Annotated in this window: 16 protein-coding genes; 2 read left to right on the plus strand and 14 right to left on the minus strand. The window is 46.3% G+C overall.

Features of this window, described 5'->3' with window-relative positions:
- Positions 1-15: 15 nt before the first annotated feature.
- From ACK8OT_RS14465 to tusA, 8 genes are all read right to left on the minus strand, one after another.
- On the minus strand, positions 16-1,365 hold the full coding sequence (locus ACK8OT_RS14465) for a lysine N(6)-hydroxylase/L-ornithine N(5)-oxygenase family protein (RefSeq protein WP_410197235.1): 1,350 nt from the start codon (positions 1,363-1,365) through the stop codon (positions 16-18).
- Positions 1,362-2,033 (minus strand): GNAT family N-acetyltransferase, encoded by a 672-nt coding sequence (locus ACK8OT_RS14470; RefSeq protein WP_410197236.1) that lies wholly within the window; start codon positions 2,031-2,033, stop codon positions 1,362-1,364. Before ACK8OT_RS14470 ends, ACK8OT_RS14465 begins: the two co-directional genes overlap by 4 nt.
- A complete protein-coding gene (locus ACK8OT_RS14475; RefSeq protein ID WP_410197237.1) occupies positions 2,030-3,844 on the minus strand; it encodes an IucA/IucC family protein in 1,815 nt (604 codons plus the stop codon). The genes ACK8OT_RS14470 and ACK8OT_RS14475 overlap by 4 nt, the downstream gene beginning before the upstream one ends.
- Positions 3,845-4,073: 229 nt before the next feature.
- Positions 4,074-5,936 carry a TIGR00341 family protein gene (locus ACK8OT_RS14480; protein WP_410197238.1) on the minus strand — a complete coding sequence of 621 codons (1,863 nt, stop codon included), beginning with the start codon at positions 5,934-5,936 and terminating at the stop codon, positions 4,074-4,076.
- 179 nt (positions 5,937-6,115) lie between these two features.
- Positions 6,116-6,589 carry a peroxiredoxin gene (locus ACK8OT_RS14485; protein ID WP_410197239.1) on the minus strand — a complete coding sequence of 158 codons (474 nt, stop codon included), beginning with the start codon at positions 6,587-6,589 and terminating at the stop codon, positions 6,116-6,118.
- Between the two features lie 147 nt (positions 6,590-6,736).
- A complete protein-coding gene (gene glyS, locus ACK8OT_RS14490) occupies positions 6,737-8,803 on the minus strand; it encodes a glycine--tRNA ligase subunit beta (RefSeq protein WP_410197240.1) in 2,067 nt (688 codons plus the stop codon).
- Positions 8,804-8,811: 8 nt separating this feature from the next.
- The gene (gene glyQ, locus ACK8OT_RS14495) at positions 8,812-9,717 is read right to left on the minus strand and encodes a glycine--tRNA ligase subunit alpha (RefSeq protein WP_410197241.1); all 906 of its coding nucleotides are present in this window, start codon (positions 9,715-9,717) and stop codon (positions 8,812-8,814) included.
- A gap of 143 nt (positions 9,718-9,860) precedes the next feature.
- Positions 9,861-10,103 (minus strand): sulfurtransferase TusA, encoded by a 243-nt coding sequence (tusA, locus tag ACK8OT_RS14500; RefSeq protein WP_410197242.1) that lies wholly within the window; start codon positions 10,101-10,103, stop codon positions 9,861-9,863.
- A gap of 167 nt (positions 10,104-10,270) precedes the next feature.
- On the opposite strand from tusA, the gene ACK8OT_RS14505 reads away from it, so the two are divergent.
- Positions 10,271-10,456, plus strand: a complete 186-nt coding sequence (locus tag ACK8OT_RS14505; RefSeq protein WP_410197243.1) for a hypothetical protein — start codon at positions 10,271-10,273, stop codon at positions 10,454-10,456.
- A gap of 47 nt (positions 10,457-10,503) precedes the next feature.
- On the opposite strand, the gene ACK8OT_RS14510 is transcribed toward ACK8OT_RS14505, so the two are convergent.
- From ACK8OT_RS14510 to ACK8OT_RS14535, 6 genes are all read right to left on the minus strand, one after another.
- Positions 10,504-11,739 (minus strand): ABC transporter substrate-binding protein, encoded by a 1,236-nt coding sequence (locus ACK8OT_RS14510; protein WP_410197244.1) that lies wholly within the window; start codon positions 11,737-11,739, stop codon positions 10,504-10,506.
- Positions 11,739-13,241 (minus strand): ATP-binding protein, encoded by a 1,503-nt coding sequence (locus ACK8OT_RS14515; RefSeq protein WP_410197245.1) that lies wholly within the window; start codon positions 13,239-13,241, stop codon positions 11,739-11,741. The genes ACK8OT_RS14510 and ACK8OT_RS14515 overlap by 1 nt, the downstream gene beginning before the upstream one ends.
- Complete coding sequence (locus ACK8OT_RS14520; RefSeq protein WP_410197246.1) at positions 13,207-13,917, minus strand: response regulator; 711 nt, start codon at positions 13,915-13,917, stop codon at positions 13,207-13,209. Before ACK8OT_RS14520 ends, ACK8OT_RS14515 begins: the two co-directional genes overlap by 35 nt.
- A gap of 160 nt (positions 13,918-14,077) precedes the next feature.
- Positions 14,078-14,773, minus strand: coding sequence for a ChrR family anti-sigma-E factor (locus tag ACK8OT_RS14525; protein ID WP_410197247.1), 696 nt, complete (start codon positions 14,771-14,773; stop codon positions 14,078-14,080).
- Positions 14,766-15,380 (minus strand): sigma-70 family RNA polymerase sigma factor, encoded by a 615-nt coding sequence (locus tag ACK8OT_RS14530; RefSeq protein WP_410197248.1) that lies wholly within the window; start codon positions 15,378-15,380, stop codon positions 14,766-14,768. Before ACK8OT_RS14530 ends, ACK8OT_RS14525 begins: the two co-directional genes overlap by 8 nt.
- A 117-nt stretch (positions 15,381-15,497) precedes the next feature.
- The gene (locus ACK8OT_RS14535; RefSeq protein ID WP_410197249.1) at positions 15,498-16,073 is read right to left on the minus strand and encodes an LON peptidase substrate-binding domain-containing protein; all 576 of its coding nucleotides are present in this window, start codon (positions 16,071-16,073) and stop codon (positions 15,498-15,500) included.
- Between the two features lie 288 nt (positions 16,074-16,361).
- Here ACK8OT_RS14535 and ACK8OT_RS14540 point away from each other — a divergent pair, with 288 nt between their 5' ends.
- The gene (locus tag ACK8OT_RS14540; protein ID WP_410197250.1) at positions 16,362-16,913 is read left to right on the plus strand and encodes a glutathione peroxidase; all 552 of its coding nucleotides are present in this window, start codon (positions 16,362-16,364) and stop codon (positions 16,911-16,913) included.
- The last annotated feature ends 64 nt before the right edge of the window (positions 16,914-16,977 follow it).

Consider the following 16,977-nt stretch of genomic DNA (forward strand, 5'->3'; position numbering starts at 1 on the left):
TACTGAAAGGGAGGTTTAAAGCACCGCGCAGGTGTTGTGGGTCACGCTAGTGGCTTGGGTTTGCCAATCAGGGTGAACTCCAAAGGTTTGAAATACATTTTTCTGCTGCACCGGGTAGAACTCTCGTTCAAGTAGATTATTGATGATGACAGCATTGCGGTGTGCGCCTAAACCAAGATCGGGAGCGCCGATACCATGGCTATGAATTTCGGCATTTTGCATGTAAATCTGCGCTGAATTCTGCTGCGCAGGCTCAAGTTGATAGTGCAGGTTGATTGTGGGTCGCCCTAAATGATCAAAGCGAAAATGCTCACTAATCGACTGCAGAAACTGTGGTGAAGTAACTTGATAACCGGTGGCACAAATTAATGCATCGGTATTGATTTGAAATGCTTGTTGGCTTTCGGTGTGGCTCATTGTTAAGGCTAATGTTTGCTCATTGAGAGTTACTTGTTGCAGTTGTGAGCGAGCTTGTAATCGTGTCTTTACGGCTTGGTTGGCAATGCTACGTTTGTATAATCGATCATAAATTTCACCTATGGTTTTACTGGAAATACCCTTATACCAAAGGTTTTGCTGTTGGCGTGTTTGTTCCTTAACACCGCTATCAAGTTGATAAAAATGCTTAATATAGTCGGGCGAAAAATGTTCCAAGCCGAGCTTGGAGTATTCCATCGGTAAAAAGCCAGCACTGCGGGTGAGCCAGTTCAACTCATAACCAAAGTTATTTTGTTCATTAAGTAAATCTAAATAGATTTCAGCAGCACTTTGGCCGCTGCCCAAAATAGTAATGGAAGCGAGTTGTTGTAGTTGCGCTTTATTGGTCAGATATTGGCTGCTGTGAAGGCAATTAGGGTGCTGTAATTGGCGACTATTTGCAGGCCAGTAAGGCGATGAACCTATGCCGACAACGAGGTTTTTACATAAATATTGGCTGAGCTCTTGAGTCTGCTGACAGGCGATGGTGACTCGGTAACCTGCGGCATCAAAAATCACATCAACAACACGCTGACCAAACCTGAGTTGGTTCAATTGCTGGCAAACCCATTGGCAATAGTGGTTATAGTCTTGGCGTGGAATTAAAAAGTCTTCGTAGAAGTAAAAGGCATATAAGCGATTGGTTTGGCGAAGGTAATTTAGATAGCTGTAAGGGCTGGTCGGATCGGCCATGGTTACTAGATCCGCCATCAGGGGCACTTGTAGGGTGCAATCTTCCATTAATAGCCCCGCATGCCAATCGAACTGTGATTTCGCCTCAAAAAAGAGGTAATTTAGCGGCGTTTTGCTAGCAAGTGCGGCTAACCCTAGGTTGAAAGGGCCAATACCAACACCAATAAAATCATATACTTCGTTATGGATCTTCATTGCTTAATGTTCCTCACAGTGGGAGAGGTTTGGTCGACACACTTGCTGAGTGTGAGCAAGTGGCTGGTGGGCGGTGACAAGAGGGTTGTCAACTGAGCGCGATACAGTACAAACAAGCGCGCCCTTTTGCTCGGCAAGCGGATATCTGCAACAGCTTGATGTTGTAAGTAGGCTAACAACTTGTGCATGCGAATATTGGCGATATCAGGCTCACAGCAAAGCGCACTGATTGGGTAATGTTGAAACAGCCAATGGATTAACGCATGACCCAGTAACTTGCCTAAGCCCTGACCGTGCAGTTGATTTGGGCCAATTAAAAAATGCCAGCCCATGGTGCTGTTAGCCAAGCTTGGTTTGGTGTCGGCAGGAATATGTTGCGCCAGAGGGTCATCTTGCAGCCGATACAGTTCGCAGTAAGCAACAGGGGTATTATTTATCTCCAACAACATGACTTGGTGATAGCTTCGACACTGCTGCTGTAAATAGGCTAATACTTCGGCTAGGGATTTGTCTTGCTGCCAGTATGGGGCCACTAAGGGGTGATTCATCCATTGATGGATCAATTCTGCATCTTGTTGCGGCTGTACCCAGCGACCACTTACCGTAACATCATTGGCATAGGGAGCGCTAAAAACCTTAGTTGTCTTGGTTAGGGTTGCGCTGTTCATGCTCCAGCCTTGTATATGTTGGGTAAGGTGACATACACAGATTGGGTTGCAATATCGCCAACTAACTCATCCATGTCATAAAGCTGGGTGAGTAGGTTACCTTTACAAGGCAAGCGCTCGGCTTTCTCAAGTACTTCTAGTAAGCTAAATGGATAGCGTTGTGGCTTGGCTGCAAGGTTGGACATATAGGTGCGCAGGCAAGCCATGAGCTGATGCTCGTCGGCTAAGCCTTGGCAGCCAAAGGCATTGATCATAGAAAATACTTGGTTAATAAAGGGATAATAAATCAGTCTTTGTTTAGCCAGTTCTTCGGGGAAGATCGACTGGGTGGCCTCTCCTTTACCGGGCATTATTGCTAGCCAATCTTGATGAGCGGCTTGGCGATGAAAGAAACCTTGGCCATCACGACAGAAAAAGCGCACTGGGTAGCCTTGCTCCATCTCGATCAAGGCATTTTGACCATGGGGCTCAAAACATAACCCCCAGTCAATAAATAATCGCATTAATGAACCTACGGCGACCTCTAGATAACGCTCAAACCAAGTGATTGCGACCTGTTGCATCGGTGTTTGTTGTTGGTCGCTGATCCGTTTAATGATGTTATAGAGGCGACCTTTTTGGCCGAGAGGGTGGTCTTGCACTAGGCTAGTGACGGCGCTGATGTCGCGATGGGGTTGGCCCATCGTTTGGTTGTCACGAAAAATCACAGAGAAGCCATCAAGAACCTTGCCTGAAGGCAGCTTTATTGCCAAATAGGCTGGTTCATGAACAAACTCAAATGCTGGTGCGCTTTGTTTTATTTCATCTGCCACAGGCAGTTGCATCATTTTTGCGGTTTCAACCACACGGTCCAGTTCCCAGCTCTGATTAACCCGCACGCTGTTAGTAATGCGCACGTTAAGGGAAAATTTAAATTGCATCGGGCAAGCTTGATTAAATACCGTGCGCACCGAAGTGGTTGCACTAAAGAGCGGGCCCGCGGCACCAAGAGGTTGCAGTAGCTTGTCTCTGATGAGGTCTTGGCTCTCTTGTTGTTGCTGCAAGTATTGGGCTTGCCATGGATGTGCGGGCAAAATGAAGAAGTCCTCTTGTTCAAGCCATTGTTGCTTGAACTCTTGGCTAAATTCTGGACATTGTGCAATCCATTGTGCGATCCACTCATGGCTTGATAGTACTAGGGCACTGTCTTGGTGTAACAATGAAATATGAACGGCAAAATAATGCAGCTGAAAGCGGCCCTTGGTTTCGGGTGAGTAGGCTTGCAGATCCATACTTGAGAAGCCTTCACGACTTTTGGCCACAGGGTGTAATTGATGACCGATCAATAGGCTTTGTTCCGATTCGATAAATGACAGTGGTCGTCCCGAATATAGATCCTCTAGCTCAGCAGTTCGTTGCTTAATAAATAGATTGGTATTTTGCTGGCTAAGCAAACAGCGCAAGGCCAGTGTGCTGAGATCTGCTCGCGCATGAGGTTGGCTTAACATTTGCTCGCGCATGGTTAACTGTAGAAATTCGACAGCACTTAGCGTTTTGTATTCATAAGCGGCAGGCCCCGAGGTGAATTGGTACACCACGCTAGGATGGAACTGATGGCGCAGGGTGAGTGACCAGTAATTAATAGCTAAGATAATGTCGATTTGTTGTATCGGAAGCGAGATGACAATTGCTTTATCACATTCCTGCCAAGCTTGGTTCTTCCTGGCTAATTCATGCATCGAACAAAGTTGCCAACTGTGCTCTATTTCTCGCAGATATGCGTTAATAAGGGTTTGATAACTTGGATCGATAGTGCGATTGCTCACATGCATGGTAAATACCTCTTGCTGGAAAACGCAGGCATTATATTTAACGATAATGTTAATGCAAATGATATTTACTATCATTAATTTGTTGTGGTTTTTTGATAATGCTGTTTTTTGTTTGTGAAAAGGGGAATGAACCGTATATCGTTGCATTTTATGCAGCGATATACGGTGTTAGTCGGTTTTGTTCAGAGTTTTACTTGGTGAGCTTGAAGCTTAATAGTTCGCTCGGCGGCTACTCTCGGCGGATCACAACTTGGGCTTCCATGGTGACATCACGTTTTAATTTCGTTTCCACCACGTCTTTAATGGTATCTAAATCTGCGCCTGTTAAGGCGGCGGGGGTAACAATTTGCAGTGATAGCTCGACGGGGTTGACCGCCCTAGCTTGAATATGGCGCAGGGTAACACTACCGATAATTTCTCCTTCTAGTGCGCGTACTATTTTGGCTTCATCCGATAAGCGCATAAAACTAAATACCAGAGGAATACTGACTAAAGCGACGGCGATAAGGGCAATGCTCAATCCCTTTTTAGCTCGGGTAAACGGGGCAAAACCAAGGGCTAAAAAGGTTAACGATGCGGCAAAAACAATGCCTGCTAAGTTAGTTAAAAACAGTAAAAAAGCGCCCCAAGCAACATGCCAATCGAGCCAGCCTAAGCCTATGCCTGTTACTGCGAGTGGAGGCACCAAGGCCACGGCAATGGCAACGCCAGCAAGGCTTTTTGCCGCGTCAATACGGGCATGGGCATAAGCGCCAGCAATACCTGAAATGGCCGCCACCCCTAAATCAAGCAAATTGGGACTAAGACGCGCGGCGATTTCATTGGTGATCACTTCCATAGGCATAATAAAGCTTGCGGTACTGGAAAACAGCAACGCCATACATAAGCCTGTGGTTAAGGTTTTTAAACTGCAAACCATTAAATTGGCATCTTGACGCGTTAGTGCCATGGCAAGGGAAATGATGGGCGCCATCAACGGCGCTAAAATCATGGCACCTATGATGACCGGTGCTGAGCTGGCATATAATCCGATGCTCGCCAACAAGGTAGAAAGCACCATCAAGGTGAGGAAAGCGGGTGACGTTGTGGCGTTTTCCCGTAGCAGTTGATATAGATCTTTAAATTCTTCAGGTGCGGCGTGAGCGATCAAAGATAAGGGTTTTGCCGCCATGGCGGTAATGGCTTCGCCCGCGGGCAAGCGCGCAATTTTTCGTTGCTCTTTGCTGCTTAGCGCGCAGTCGACGATGGGCAGTGATTCACCAACCAATAGACTTAAACAGCGTGGGTCATTGTCTATGACCAATTGCTCGGCATTGGCTTTGCGGCCATCTATTTCGTAATCAAGCGTGTGGTTGTTACTAATGGTTAGGGTTTTAGTTTTAACTAAGCCAAGAAATTCGGGTTGCTTCATCACTCGAATAAACGATGACTTAATAAAAAAGCTGACAATTTCCATGACGCTGCGCGGTGCTAAAATCATGGTATGCAGCATGCCATCGTTGATATGGCTATCAGGCAAAATATTGCGCGATAGCATAGAGCCATGGGCATGTTCAACCACCACCACACCGACCGCGGCGGTGGTAAAGCTGCTCTCGTTGGCCGTGGTAAAGCTCAGTCGTTTAGGCAGAAAATCATTAATATGACGAATGTTATGTAAGGCTTGTTCAAAGCGCTCTTGCCAAACGTTGCTTTGACCGCCGGGGCGTAAACTAAAGCCATGGCCTAGCACCACAGAGTTCAGCACAATGTCATCATTACAGCGGAGTATGTCGACCTTTTTGGGCTTTGCTTGTTGGGCGGCTTTGGTGGCTTTTTCTAGATTACTTTCAAGGCAAAATCCGCGTCTAGCATAACTCGCATTGGGATGGGGTAAGATAGCTAAATGCCAATCTCCCTCTATAGCAGCTTCGATAATGGGGGGAATATGTTCATCACTGATATAAACATAGACTCGGCTTTCTGGATTAAAGTGTGCGGGCTCCTGCGCTGACCATGCCTTGGGTAGAATGTCTTCTTCAAATAACGGCATTACTTTGTGAGTAATGTCATCCCGGTCTGCGGGATCAAATAATAAAAAGCTGTCAGACATAGGTAGCCTTATTGTTAATGGATTGATCTCATCGCATTATGATGTTTTGTTGATGGTCAAGCAATGCGCTAAACCGGTTATTTTACAAAAAGAAAAGTTGTTGTTTGCTGAAGGAAAAGGCTGTTTCAGGAGGGAGTGCTAAGGAATAAGCAGCACTAAAAAGTGCTGCCCGGATAGTATTAAACAAGCTCAAGCATGGTTTCAGCACTGGATACGCCAAACGATTTAGCCGGCTCGACATTAAGTGCGGTTACTTCACCGTCTTTCACTAGCATGGCGTAGCGCTGTGATCGTAGGCCGCCAAATAGGCCGGTATCCATTTCTAGGCCAATAGCGCGGGTAAAGCTGCCATCACCATCGGCCAACATAATAATCTCATTGGCATTTTGTGCCTCGCCCCAAGCTTGCATAACAAAGGCATCATTAACCGATAAACAAATGATGCTGTCTACGCCCTTAGCCTTGAATTGATCTGCCAATACCACGTAACCCGGTAAATGGGTTTCGGAACAGGTCGGGGTAAAAGCGCCTGGCACAGCAAAAAGCACGACCGTTTTACCGGCGAATAACTCAGTTGTGGTTGGATGAGAAAGACCTTCTTCGGTGAGAAGTGCAAACGAGGCGTCGGGTATTTTATTGCCTACTTCAATCATGATGTTCTCCTTGGATGAGGCTTATCAGCCTATGACATATTATGTGAAGCAATGGCTTCAGGCAGCTTGAGTATAATCTATCCTATTATTGTGACATAAAAAAACCCGATACAGAGATCGGGTTTTTGTTCACTTGATAAGCTTAACTTAGCCTTGTAGTAAGGAAATGTCAGCAATCTGTAAGAACAAGCCGCGTAGCTGCGTTAGCAGCGCCAAACGGTTTTGTTTTAGGGCTTCGTCATCTGCCATTACCATTACCGAATCAAAGAAGGCATCCACGCTTTCACGCAGGCTAGCCAATTCAGTTAGGGCGGTTTGGTAGTCACCCTTGGCAAATACTGGGCTTAGGCTTTCGCTAAGTGCCGCAACTTGACTTGCCAATGCTTGCTCGGCGGCTTCTTGGAGTAGCTCAGGATTAACTTGGCCACCTGAAGTTACGTCATTCTTAGCTAGAATGTTACCCACACGCTTATTGGCGGCTGCCAATGCTGCAGCGGCTTCTAGGCTACGGAAATGACTTACCGCTTTAACGCGTTTATCAAAATCCGCAGGTTTAGTTGGGCGATTAGCCAATACCGCTTGGATAACATCAACCTCAACACCCGCTTCTTGATACCAAGCGCGGAAACGGCCTAATACAAAATCAACCACTTCGGTGGCGACATTTTGATTGCTTAGTTTATCGCCGTATAGCTTAGCACTTGCATCTACTAGGTCATTAAGATCCAATGGTAGGTCTTTTTCTACGATAATACGCAGCACACCAATCGCGGCGCGACGCAGTGCAAATGGGTCTTTATCGCCTTTAGGGGTTTGGCCGATACCAAAAATACCCACTAAGGTATCTAGCTTATCCGCTAGGGCGACCGCACAAGCAATTAACGAGTTAGGTAGTTGGTCACCGGCAAAACGTGGCATATATTGCTCGTTTAGCGCTTGTGCCACTTCGTTTGGCTCGCCGTCGTGCTTGGCGTAGTACATGCCCATCACGCCTTGTACGTCTGGGAATTCCATCACCATTTCGGTCATCAAATCGGTTTTTGACAGTAAACCAGCACGTTGCGCGTGTTCGCTGTTAGCACCCAGTTGCTCTGCAATGGCTTTAGCTAATTCACCAATGCGCTCAGACTTCTCTTTTAGGGTACCTAATTGTTGTTGGAACAATACGGTAGCGAGAGAATCTAGGCGGCTTTCAAGGCTTTTCTTCTTATCGGTTTTGAAGAAGAATTCCGCATCGGCTAAACGTGGGCGTACTACTTTTTCGTTACCTTCGATCACTTGCTTAGGATCGCGGCTCACTATGTTAGACACGAAGATAAAGCGAGGCAGTAGCTTGCCGTTTTGATCTAATACCGGAAAGTACTTTTGATTGTCTTTCATGGTCGAGATCAGTGCTTCCGAAGGAACTTCAAGGAATTTCTCTTCAAATGAGCCGACCATGGTCACAGGCCATTCAACCAGTGAGTTAACTTCTTCAAGTAAATCTTCGTCAATGTCGGCTACGCCGTTCTCATGTGCCGCAGCGGCAATAACTTGTTCGCGGATCGCATCTTTACGACGCTGATAATCCACGATCACCTTGCCTTTCATGTCGAGTAGGTTTTCGTACTCGTCGGCATGGCTAATGGTCATTTCGCCTTCGCCAAGGAAACGGTGGCCACGGATAACGCGATCCGAAGCGATACCAAGTAGTTCACCTTGGATTAATTCACTGCCGTATAGCATGGTAACTGTGTGTACCGGGCGAATAAATTGAGTCGGTTTAGCACCCCAACGCATTGGCTTAGGAATCGGTAACTTAGCTAATGCAGTGGCCGCTAGGGCTGGGATTAAGTCGGCAACAGGTTGGCCTTGTACCGCCGCTTTGTGCAGTAGCCATTCACCTTTGTCTGTTACTAAGCGCTCGGCTTGTTCTACGGTAATGCCGTTTGAGCGTGCCCAACCTTCGGCTGCTTTAGTGGGGTTGCCGTCAGCATCAAATGCCGAGCTCACCGCTGGACCGCGTTTTTCTACCACTTTATCGGCTTGCGCCGCTTGTAGCTGGTTTACTACTAAGGCTAAACGACGTGGAGAAGCTAACCAGCGTACACCTTGATGTGCTAATTCAGCATTGCTTAATTCGGCTTCAAAATTAGCTGCAAAGGCTTCGGCTAAGGTGCGTAGTGATTTTGGTGGTAATTCTTCGGTACCAATTTCAATTAATAAATTTTCCATGTCTTCCTCTACGCCTGCTCTTTACAAAGTGGGAAACCTAGCTCTTCACGCGCCGCGTAATAAGCTTCTGCCACTGCTTTAGATAGGGTGCGCACACGTAAAATGTAACGTTGGCGTTCGGTCACCGAAATAGCGTGACGAGCATCCAGTAGGTTGAAGTAGTGCGATGCCTTCATTACTTTTTCGTAAGCAGGTAATGGCAGGCCTTTTTCGATTAGGCTGTGGCTTTCTTGCTCACATTGATCAAATGCTGCAAATAGCGCATCCACATCGGCGTGTTCAAAGTTGAAAGCAGACTGCTCAACTTCGTTTTGGTGGAAAATATCACCGTAAGTCACGCGACCCATAGGGCCATCGGTCCAAACCAGATCGTAAACGCTATCAACGCCTTGTACATACATAGCAAGACGCTCTAGGCCGTAAGTGATCTCACCTGTTACCGGTGAACACTCTAAGCCACCTACTTGTTGGAAGTAGGTAAACTGCGTTACTTCCATGCCGTTTAGCCAGATTTCCCAGCCCAGACCCCAAGCACCCAGCGTTGGCGATTCCCAGTTGTCTTCAACAAAGCGAATATCATGAATAGAAGGATCGATACCAATAGCTTCTAATGAATCAAGGTACAACTCTTGAATATTGTCCGGTGACGGCTTTAGCACAACTTGGAACTGGTAGTAGTGCTGCATGCGGTTAGGGTTTTCACCGTAACGGCCATCGGTAGGACGGCGACAAGGTTGTACATAGGCGCTGCTCATTGGCTCTGGACCAATAGAACGCAAGAAGGTTAATGGATGAAAGGTACCCGCACCCACTTCCATGTCGAGTGGCTGTGCAATCACACAGCCTTGGCGTGCCCAATAATCTTGCAACGCAAGGATCAGGCCTTGAAAGGTCTTGATATCGAATTTTTGCATATTGGCTTAGCTGCTTTTCTTAAAAAAATACGCGCAAGTATAACTTTTCTGGCATCGGGTTTATAGAGCGATTTTTGTGCCAAACCACCGTTATCACGCATTTCTTTGACGAAACAAAGCCTCTAGCAAGGGTAACTGGCGACTTAGCCTTTTTTGATCAAGTAACGATAGGGCGCACTTTCAGTGTCGCTGGCCACTAAGGTGTGATCCATAAAGCGACAAAAGCTTGGGATATCTCGGGTGGTTGAGGGGTCGTCTGCGATCACCAGTAAAATTTCGCCACTGGTCATGTTACGCACGGTTTTGCGGATCATCATCACAGGCTCGGGACAGCGCAAACCGAGTGCATCGAGTTGGTGATCGGCAGATTGAAATAAATCACTCATCAGCAGTTATTCTTTGCAATAAAATAGGGTGGTATGGGCAAGTGGTTGAGCCATCATGTCAGTCAGGCATTAATCTTTAGTTAAAGCTGTTTAATTTTTAAACGCCACCACTTTTTTGCATAAAGCCATTAAACTTAAGGTGTAAGCATATCACTAAGGAGGCCGATATGTTACAGCAAATGATGCGTTTAAATCTGTATTGCGCGCTTGGCTTTTTCGCGTTTGCGATGATTGCCCTTAACAGCCCAATCGGGAATACCGCCACTTGGTTAACCAGTTTGATCTTAATCGCCATCGGCTTTTGGATAGAGCTAGGTGATGACTTTCAAGATGATGACGACGAGCTTGATTGAGCGAGCTGGAGTCGCCAGCTTGAATACTGCGTTAACATCCCCGCCTGTTATTGGGTTGCCTGAATGGCAACCAGCAACTGCTGCACCGCTTGTTCGGGGCTTATTTTAGGATTATTAAAAAAATGGCTGACCACATCGACCAGCGCGTTTTGAGTTAAGCCTGTATTCGCCATGCCTTGGGCGAGAGAAGGTATGCGTTCCAACTGTTGAAAATCTTTTATGTCCTGTTGTGAACACAGATCAAAGTGTTCGCTGGCGATGTCTTGCCTAGCTGGAATTGAGCCTTTTAATTGGTTGAAGGCGATTTGAATCTTGGGGTTGGCAATGGTATTGGCCAAGGCCTGCTGGGCTTGCTGAGTGTCATCTTGCTGATGATGTTTAAAAAACACAAAGGTGTCTATGTTGTAACTAAATGCTTTCGCGGTCTGTGGTGCGGCTAGGCACAGATAATCTTGATTGGGTGTTAACCCCAGCAGGTGTAATTCCCCTTTAGCCCAATTGCCCATTAGCACCATGCCGGCTTTTTTGTCTGCCAGCAGGCGAATATTAGTGTCCCAATTACGATCTATCGCTTGATTATCAACAATGGCACGCAGCGCTCGCAATTGTTTGAACACGGCAATCAGCTTGTTGTGGTCATTGGGGGTTATTTGGTGGTCAACAAAGATTTGTCGATAGGTTTGCGCGCCTAGCTTGGCTATCGCCACATTTTCAAAAAGCAGTGTGTCCTGCCAAGGTTGTAAACCATGAGCAAAGCCGATGTATCCCGCTTTGGTAATGGCTTGGCTGGTGGCGATAAACTCATCCCATGTTTGCGGTGGTGTTAAATTCAGTTCATCAAAAATAGCCTTGTTCAACCACAATAAGTTAACGCGATGAATATTAAACGGAACGGCGACATAATCGCCTTGATAGCGTAAATGTTGCGTCACCGTGGCTGGGAAAATTTCAGGCCAATCTTGGCTTAACGAATTCAAGGGTTGCAGTAAACCTAAGGAGGCCCACTCTTGAATATCTGGCCCTTTTATTTGCGCGCTGGCAGGCGGGTTGCCCGACATGGCGCGGGTGCGCAATACCGTCATAGCGCTATCCCCACCGCCGCCAACGATGGCGAAATCTTGCCATTGATGGCCTTGCTGCTCGAGGGACTGCTTGATCACCTCTAACGCCGCGGCTTCACTGCCAGAGGTCCACCAATGCAAGGCTTCTACTTTAGCAGCCCAGCTGGTTAAGGGGATCGCTGTGGCGATAACACAATGGCAAAGCAAGAGAAATAAGCGCATTAAAGCTCCGTATAAGGGCTACGAGGTAAACGCAATTTTACCAGCAAGCCACCGTCGCTGGCATTGATTAACTCAATATCTCCGCAATGGGCGTGGACTATGTTGCGAACAATCCCCAACCCTAAACCATAGCCTTCTTCCACTTGATGCAAGCGCACATAAGGGTTGAAAATGCGTTTATGGTCTTGTTCGGGAATGCCGGGACCGCGGTCTTGAATGGTGATATGAAGATCATCGCCGATATCCATTAAGGTGATGACGGCTTGGTGGCCATATTTGATGGCGTTATCCACTAGGTTAGTCAAACAGCGCTTTAGTGCCAAAGGTTTACCGCGAAACGGTGCGACGTAATGGCCGATAATGCGAGTCTGTTCGGGGTAAATTTCACAGACTTGATGGATCAGTTTAAGCATATCCACTTCGGTAATGTTTTCGTGGATATCGGTATCTTTAACGGTTTGAATCGCGCCTTTAACCATCATTTCCAGATCGTCTAGATCGGCATTAAATTTTTCTATTTGAGTTTCATCATCAAGTAATTCGGCTCGCAGACGCAGGCGCGTAATGGGGGTTTTTAAATCGTGAGAAATCGCGCCAAATAACGATTCTCGATCAGCGATATAACGCTGCAGTTTTTGTTGCATCTGATTAAAAGCGCGGGTGGCTGTCACCAGCTCGAGCGCTCCTTCTTCTTTTAACGGTGCTTGGTGTAAATCTATGCTCATGTCTGATGCCGCTCGGGCTAGACGAGCGAGCGGGCGGGTTTGCCATTGAAACATAGAAAAAGTAAACAACAGCAAAAACAAGGTGGTTAATATAATCGTTGTCAGTTGTGGGCTGGGGATCAGATCCTTTTGCTCGACAATATAAGGGGGTGGCATTAACGCCGCGAGATAAAGCCACTCATTGGGTGAAAGCTCAATTTGTAGTACCAAGATAGGCAGATTCAGTTTGTTGCCCAGTAATGAGTAACTGGCCCAAGATGGTGGGAGGTCGGTTACTAATGTGTTGTTATTTAAAACCTTTAATTCATCAGGCCGAGAAAATTCTATCTTGATTGGATAATGGTTACCGAGTTTATCTCGTAAGGTATCGTGAATTTTAGTGATTACTAAGCGCTTTTGCGGGGAATCGCTAATCGGATTGATCAATATTTCTTCGCTATTGAGGGAGACAAAAAATCGCGACCCGCCCATATTTCTGAGCTGATCTAACACTATATGGCGATATTCAAGGGGAAGTTTTTTAAAGAAACTGGCGGTACTGGCCGCGCTGTTAGCCAACTGCTCGGCGTTGCTTTCTAGGGCTATGTTTTCTTGGCTGGTAAATAAGTTTACCCAAATAAAGCTACTAATACCTTGAGCCAAGGCGACCGACACTATGATGATCAACACCATACGATTTAATAGCGAACGCGGCCATAACCAAGCCAGCAGTTGCTTGGTTAAGTGTTTGACTTGCTGGGTGCTAGCCTTCATGTCTGACGGTTGCGATAAGGACATAACCAGCACCACGAATGGTTTTAATTAGTTTGGGGTTTTTCCCGTTATCACCTAAGCGTTGTCTGAGCCTGCTGAGTTGCACGTCGATACCGCGCTCCATCGGTAATGCTTCACGGCCACGGGTGGCATCGGAGATAGCATCGCGATCGAGAATTTGGTTTGGATGCTGCAAAAACAACATCAGCATGTTGTAGTCGGCTCCCGATAGGGATAGCTCTTCGCCTTCGTCGCTCAATAGATTGCGCTTTTGGGTGTCTAAGCGCCAATTAGCAAAATGGATATAACGGGCTTCGGCACTGGCACTAAACTGTGCGCGTCGCAGTAAGGCTTTGATTCTGGCTAACAGTTCCCGAGGGCTAAAAGGCTTAGCGATATAATCGTCAGCCCCAATTTCTAGGCCAATCACGCGATCGGTTTCGTCAGAGTTGGCCGTGAGCATGATGATGGGGACATTGGAGTCGCGACGGATTTTTTGGCATAGAGTAAAGCCATCGTCGCCGGGCATCATAACGTCAAGAATAATCAGATCGGGTTGTATCTGATTTAAACATTGAAACATGGCTATGCCATCTTCGGCGGTGGCCACGTCAAAACCAGACTTGCTCAAGTACTGTTGCAGTAAGTCTCTAATTTCGGTGTCGTCATCGACAATAAGTATCTGTTTGGTACTTGTCATAACTTTACATGCTCAAGGGTAAACCCGTTGGTAGATTGACTAATTGAAGCCTTGCTGAAAACAAAATGCAATCACTAGCATGCGTTACTGTGGGTTGGCTCTGCAACAAAGGGGGCTAAAATCAGACACCGCCTTAGGCAAAGGCGGCGCCGGCTATTTTTTAGTACAAGAAACGACCAATCGGATTAAGCAGCTTACTTACCCCTGATGTGAAGTGCAGAGGTGCATTCGATACGGTGTAACATAAACAGCCTTCTGCGGTGTAGGGGCTGTGATGATGTTCGCCGTTGAGAATAATAAAATCCCCTTTTTCATAACGACCCGATTCGTCTTCAAAACACCCGTCTAATAACAGGGTTAACTCATAACCTTTGTGGGTGTGATGCGGTATCGCACTGTCGGCGGCAATTTGTAACAAGCTAGCATGCACATCGCCTTCGTCTAAGGCGAGTCTGGCGCGTTGAATATTACCTAAGCCACTCCATTTAGTTTGGCTAAACTGACGTAATGCGCGGGGCAATGCGTAAGTTTTTTGCTCCAATACAATATGCTCAACCTTTGGCTCGGCCAGTTGTTTGACGGTGTCTGGTTTATCAACTGGCTGCTCGGTGATCGCGGCTAACATAGCGGCGAAATCATCAACTTGTTCCGTTGCTTCCGGTGCAGTGATTGATTGCTCAAAGTGGTCGTCAGCGCCCAACACATCGTCGGCAAGAGCTTTGGTAAACTTAGCCGCAATCGCCTTACAATGAGGGCAAAGCTCTAAGTGAGCACTAACTGCAATTGAAAGGGATGCAGGTAATTCACCGGCCACAAAGGCGTGAATCATGGTTGATTCTGGATGGTGTTTAATCATTATGCTGCTCCATTTGTTCTTTCAATTTTTCTAAACCAAGGCGTAAACGTGATTTGATTGTGCCAAGGGGGACGCCTAAATGCTCTGCCAATTCTTGGTGCGTCATCTCTTTGAGGTAGATGGCTTCGACCACCTCTTTTTGCTTTGGCGGTAGCGTTTCTAACCCTTGAATCAACTGTTCGCGCATCAAGTGGTCATCTTCATAATCAGGCTCGGGCTCAGCTTCTTCGTACAAGGGCCACAAGTCATCACTAAGGTTGTCTTCTTTGTTATGTTGGATCTTGCGCAACATATCAAAGCTATAGTTACGCATGATAGTAAACACCCAAGTAGAGGCTTTGCCTTTCTCAGGACTATACAATTGTGCCTTACGCCAGACTAAACTCATGGTTTCTTGAACCAAATCCATCGCTAATGCTTCTTGGCGAAATTGCTTTAAACCAAATGCCTTGATCTTAGGTGCAAAGAAAGCAAACAATTTGGCAAACGCCGCTTTGTCTTGATGGCTCGCAACTGTCAGCAAATACTGGTTCAAATCGGGCTGTGCATCGATTGTTGATTCTGACTTATTAATAGTGGCATCCGCTAACTGACTTGTTTGATACATGATTCTATGCTCATCGTTGCTGATGTAAAGTCGCTGCCAGTAAAATCCCTTAAAGCAGCACAGTTTCAATTATTAACGGCTGCCAGTCGTTTTTAGATCACTTATCGATGGCAATTTTTACTGACGAACATCATTTTGTTGTAGTAACACGTCGTCTATCAGTTGCAGTAAACCTTCGAATTGTAGCTGCATAAATAAAGATTGTTTCTTATGCGCCGGCATCGGCAGTAATTCCAACCAGCGTTGACACACCCAGGTTAAATCCTGCAATGGCTGTTGTAAGTCTTGTTGACGGTAGAGATCATGGTCTTTAAGCAATCTAGCGAGACTGTCGGCGACAAACTGATGCTCTTGGCCCACCGTTCTCGGTTGCCAGTTTTCGAGTAAGGTCACTTCACCTTGGCGTAGGCCGTCTTTGTCGGTTGAAAAACTATCAATACTAAATCTGTCTTTACCTTCAATTGAAATACAAAGAGTGCCGTCATCAAATCGATCGAAGTCGAATATTTCAACCCGGGTGCCTGCTTGCATTAATTCTTGTTGCGCGGGATCCACAAAGCTGCATAAGCCAAACCCAGTTTGATTGCGCAGTGATTCTGACACCATGCGTTGATAGCGTGGCTCAAAAATCCTCAACTGTGTTTTTCCACCGGGCAATAAAAAAACGGGCAGTGGAAATAGGGCTAATTTCATTTTGGTATTCCTGTTGTGTATTCAGTCATCAATACGCGCGGTAGCAAAAGTTTGATCATTGTCTTGCTATTTTCATCCCATAAGAGGTACTAAGACTTGTGGGAGCTGAGCTTGCTCGGCGAACAATCAACCCCCATTCCCTTAGCAAGCTCTGGTCCCACAAAAAACGAAAACCAGTAGCCTCAATTAATACGAGTAAATGCGCAATATATAAATGATCAAATAGGCTGGCTGTGTCGTTTACTACTGTTGAGCTAATATAAAGTGGCATCAGATCGAGGGGAAAAAATGAAACATTTTCTAATCTTAAGCGCGTTGAGCGCGGGCCTGTTTAGCGGGGCTAGCCAAGCCGAGTGTCTGGCGTTTTTACAAACCACCAAGCAAAAGCTGAATTCGGATCAGCAAGTGGATATCTGTGAATTAACCCAAGGCAAAGCGGTATTAATAGTCAACACCGCAAGTAATTGTGGCTTTACACCTCAATTCAAGGAATTAGAGCAGGTTTATCAAGATTATAAAGATCAGGGGCTAGTGGTGTTGGGATTTCCTTCCGACGATTTCTTTCAAGAAAATGATGACCAAAAAGACACCGCTAAGGTTTGTTATGTTAACTATGGGGTCACCTTTAACATGTTTGCGCCGGTTTCTGTGAGGGGAAAGAAGGCGGATCCCATCTTTAAATATCTCACGGCACAATCAGCTTCGCCAAAGTGGAACTTTTATAAGTATCTAGTAAGTGCCGATGGTAAGCAGGTTCAGCATTTTACCAGCTCGACCAAGCCCAGTAGCGACGATTTTCAGCAAGCGCTACAAGCTATGTTGCCCAAGTCGACCCAATAAGATGGGGAATCTTATTTTACTTTAATGTGTTAGGTGTTAATTTTGCCAGTAGAATGATTCCTGG

The sequence above is a fragment of the Motilimonas thetidivivens genome (assembly GCF_046452435.1).
Taxonomy (GTDB): domain Bacteria; phylum Pseudomonadota; class Gammaproteobacteria; order Enterobacterales; family CBDFNC01; genus Motilimonas.

Coding starts and splice junctions, on each gene's coding strand:
- ACK8OT_RS14520 (WP_410197246.1), bottom strand. CDS start 13,917: ATGACAAGTACCAAACAGATACTTATTGTCGATGACGACACCGAAATT.
- ACK8OT_RS14470 (WP_410197236.1), bottom strand. CDS start 2,033: ATGAACAGCGCAACCCTAACCAAGACAACTAAGGTTTTTAGCGCTCCC.
- ACK8OT_RS14540 (WP_410197250.1), top strand. CDS start 16,362: ATGAAACATTTTCTAATCTTAAGCGCGTTGAGCGCGGGCCTGTTTAGC.
- ACK8OT_RS14515 (WP_410197245.1), bottom strand. CDS start 13,241: ATGTCCTTATCGCAACCGTCAGACATGAAGGCTAGCACCCAGCAAGTC.
- ACK8OT_RS14525 (WP_410197247.1), bottom strand. CDS start 14,773: ATGATTAAACACCATCCAGAATCAACCATGATTCACGCCTTTGTGGCC.
- ACK8OT_RS14485 (WP_410197239.1), bottom strand. CDS start 6,589: ATGATTGAAGTAGGCAATAAAATACCCGACGCCTCGTTTGCACTTCTC.
- ACK8OT_RS14510 (WP_410197244.1), bottom strand. CDS start 11,739: ATGCGCTTATTTCTCTTGCTTTGCCATTGTGTTATCGCCACAGCGATC.
- ACK8OT_RS14505 (WP_410197243.1), top strand. CDS start 10,271: ATGTTACAGCAAATGATGCGTTTAAATCTGTATTGCGCGCTTGGCTTT.
- ACK8OT_RS14535 (WP_410197249.1), bottom strand. CDS start 16,073: ATGAAATTAGCCCTATTTCCACTGCCCGTTTTTTTATTGCCCGGTGGA.
- glyQ (WP_410197241.1), bottom strand. CDS start 9,717: ATGCAAAAATTCGATATCAAGACCTTTCAAGGCCTGATCCTTGCGTTG.
- ACK8OT_RS14480 (WP_410197238.1), bottom strand. CDS start 5,936: ATGTCTGACAGCTTTTTATTATTTGATCCCGCAGACCGGGATGACATT.
- ACK8OT_RS14530 (WP_410197248.1), bottom strand. CDS start 15,380: ATGTATCAAACAAGTCAGTTAGCGGATGCCACTATTAATAAGTCAGAA.
- glyS (WP_410197240.1), bottom strand. CDS start 8,803: ATGGAAAATTTATTAATTGAAATTGGTACCGAAGAATTACCACCAAAA.
- ACK8OT_RS14465 (WP_410197235.1), bottom strand. CDS start 1,365: ATGAAGATCCATAACGAAGTATATGATTTTATTGGTGTTGGTATTGGC.
- tusA (WP_410197242.1), bottom strand. CDS start 10,103: ATGAGTGATTTATTTCAATCTGCCGATCACCAACTCGATGCACTCGGT.
- ACK8OT_RS14475 (WP_410197237.1), bottom strand. CDS start 3,844: ATGCATGTGAGCAATCGCACTATCGATCCAAGTTATCAAACCCTTATT.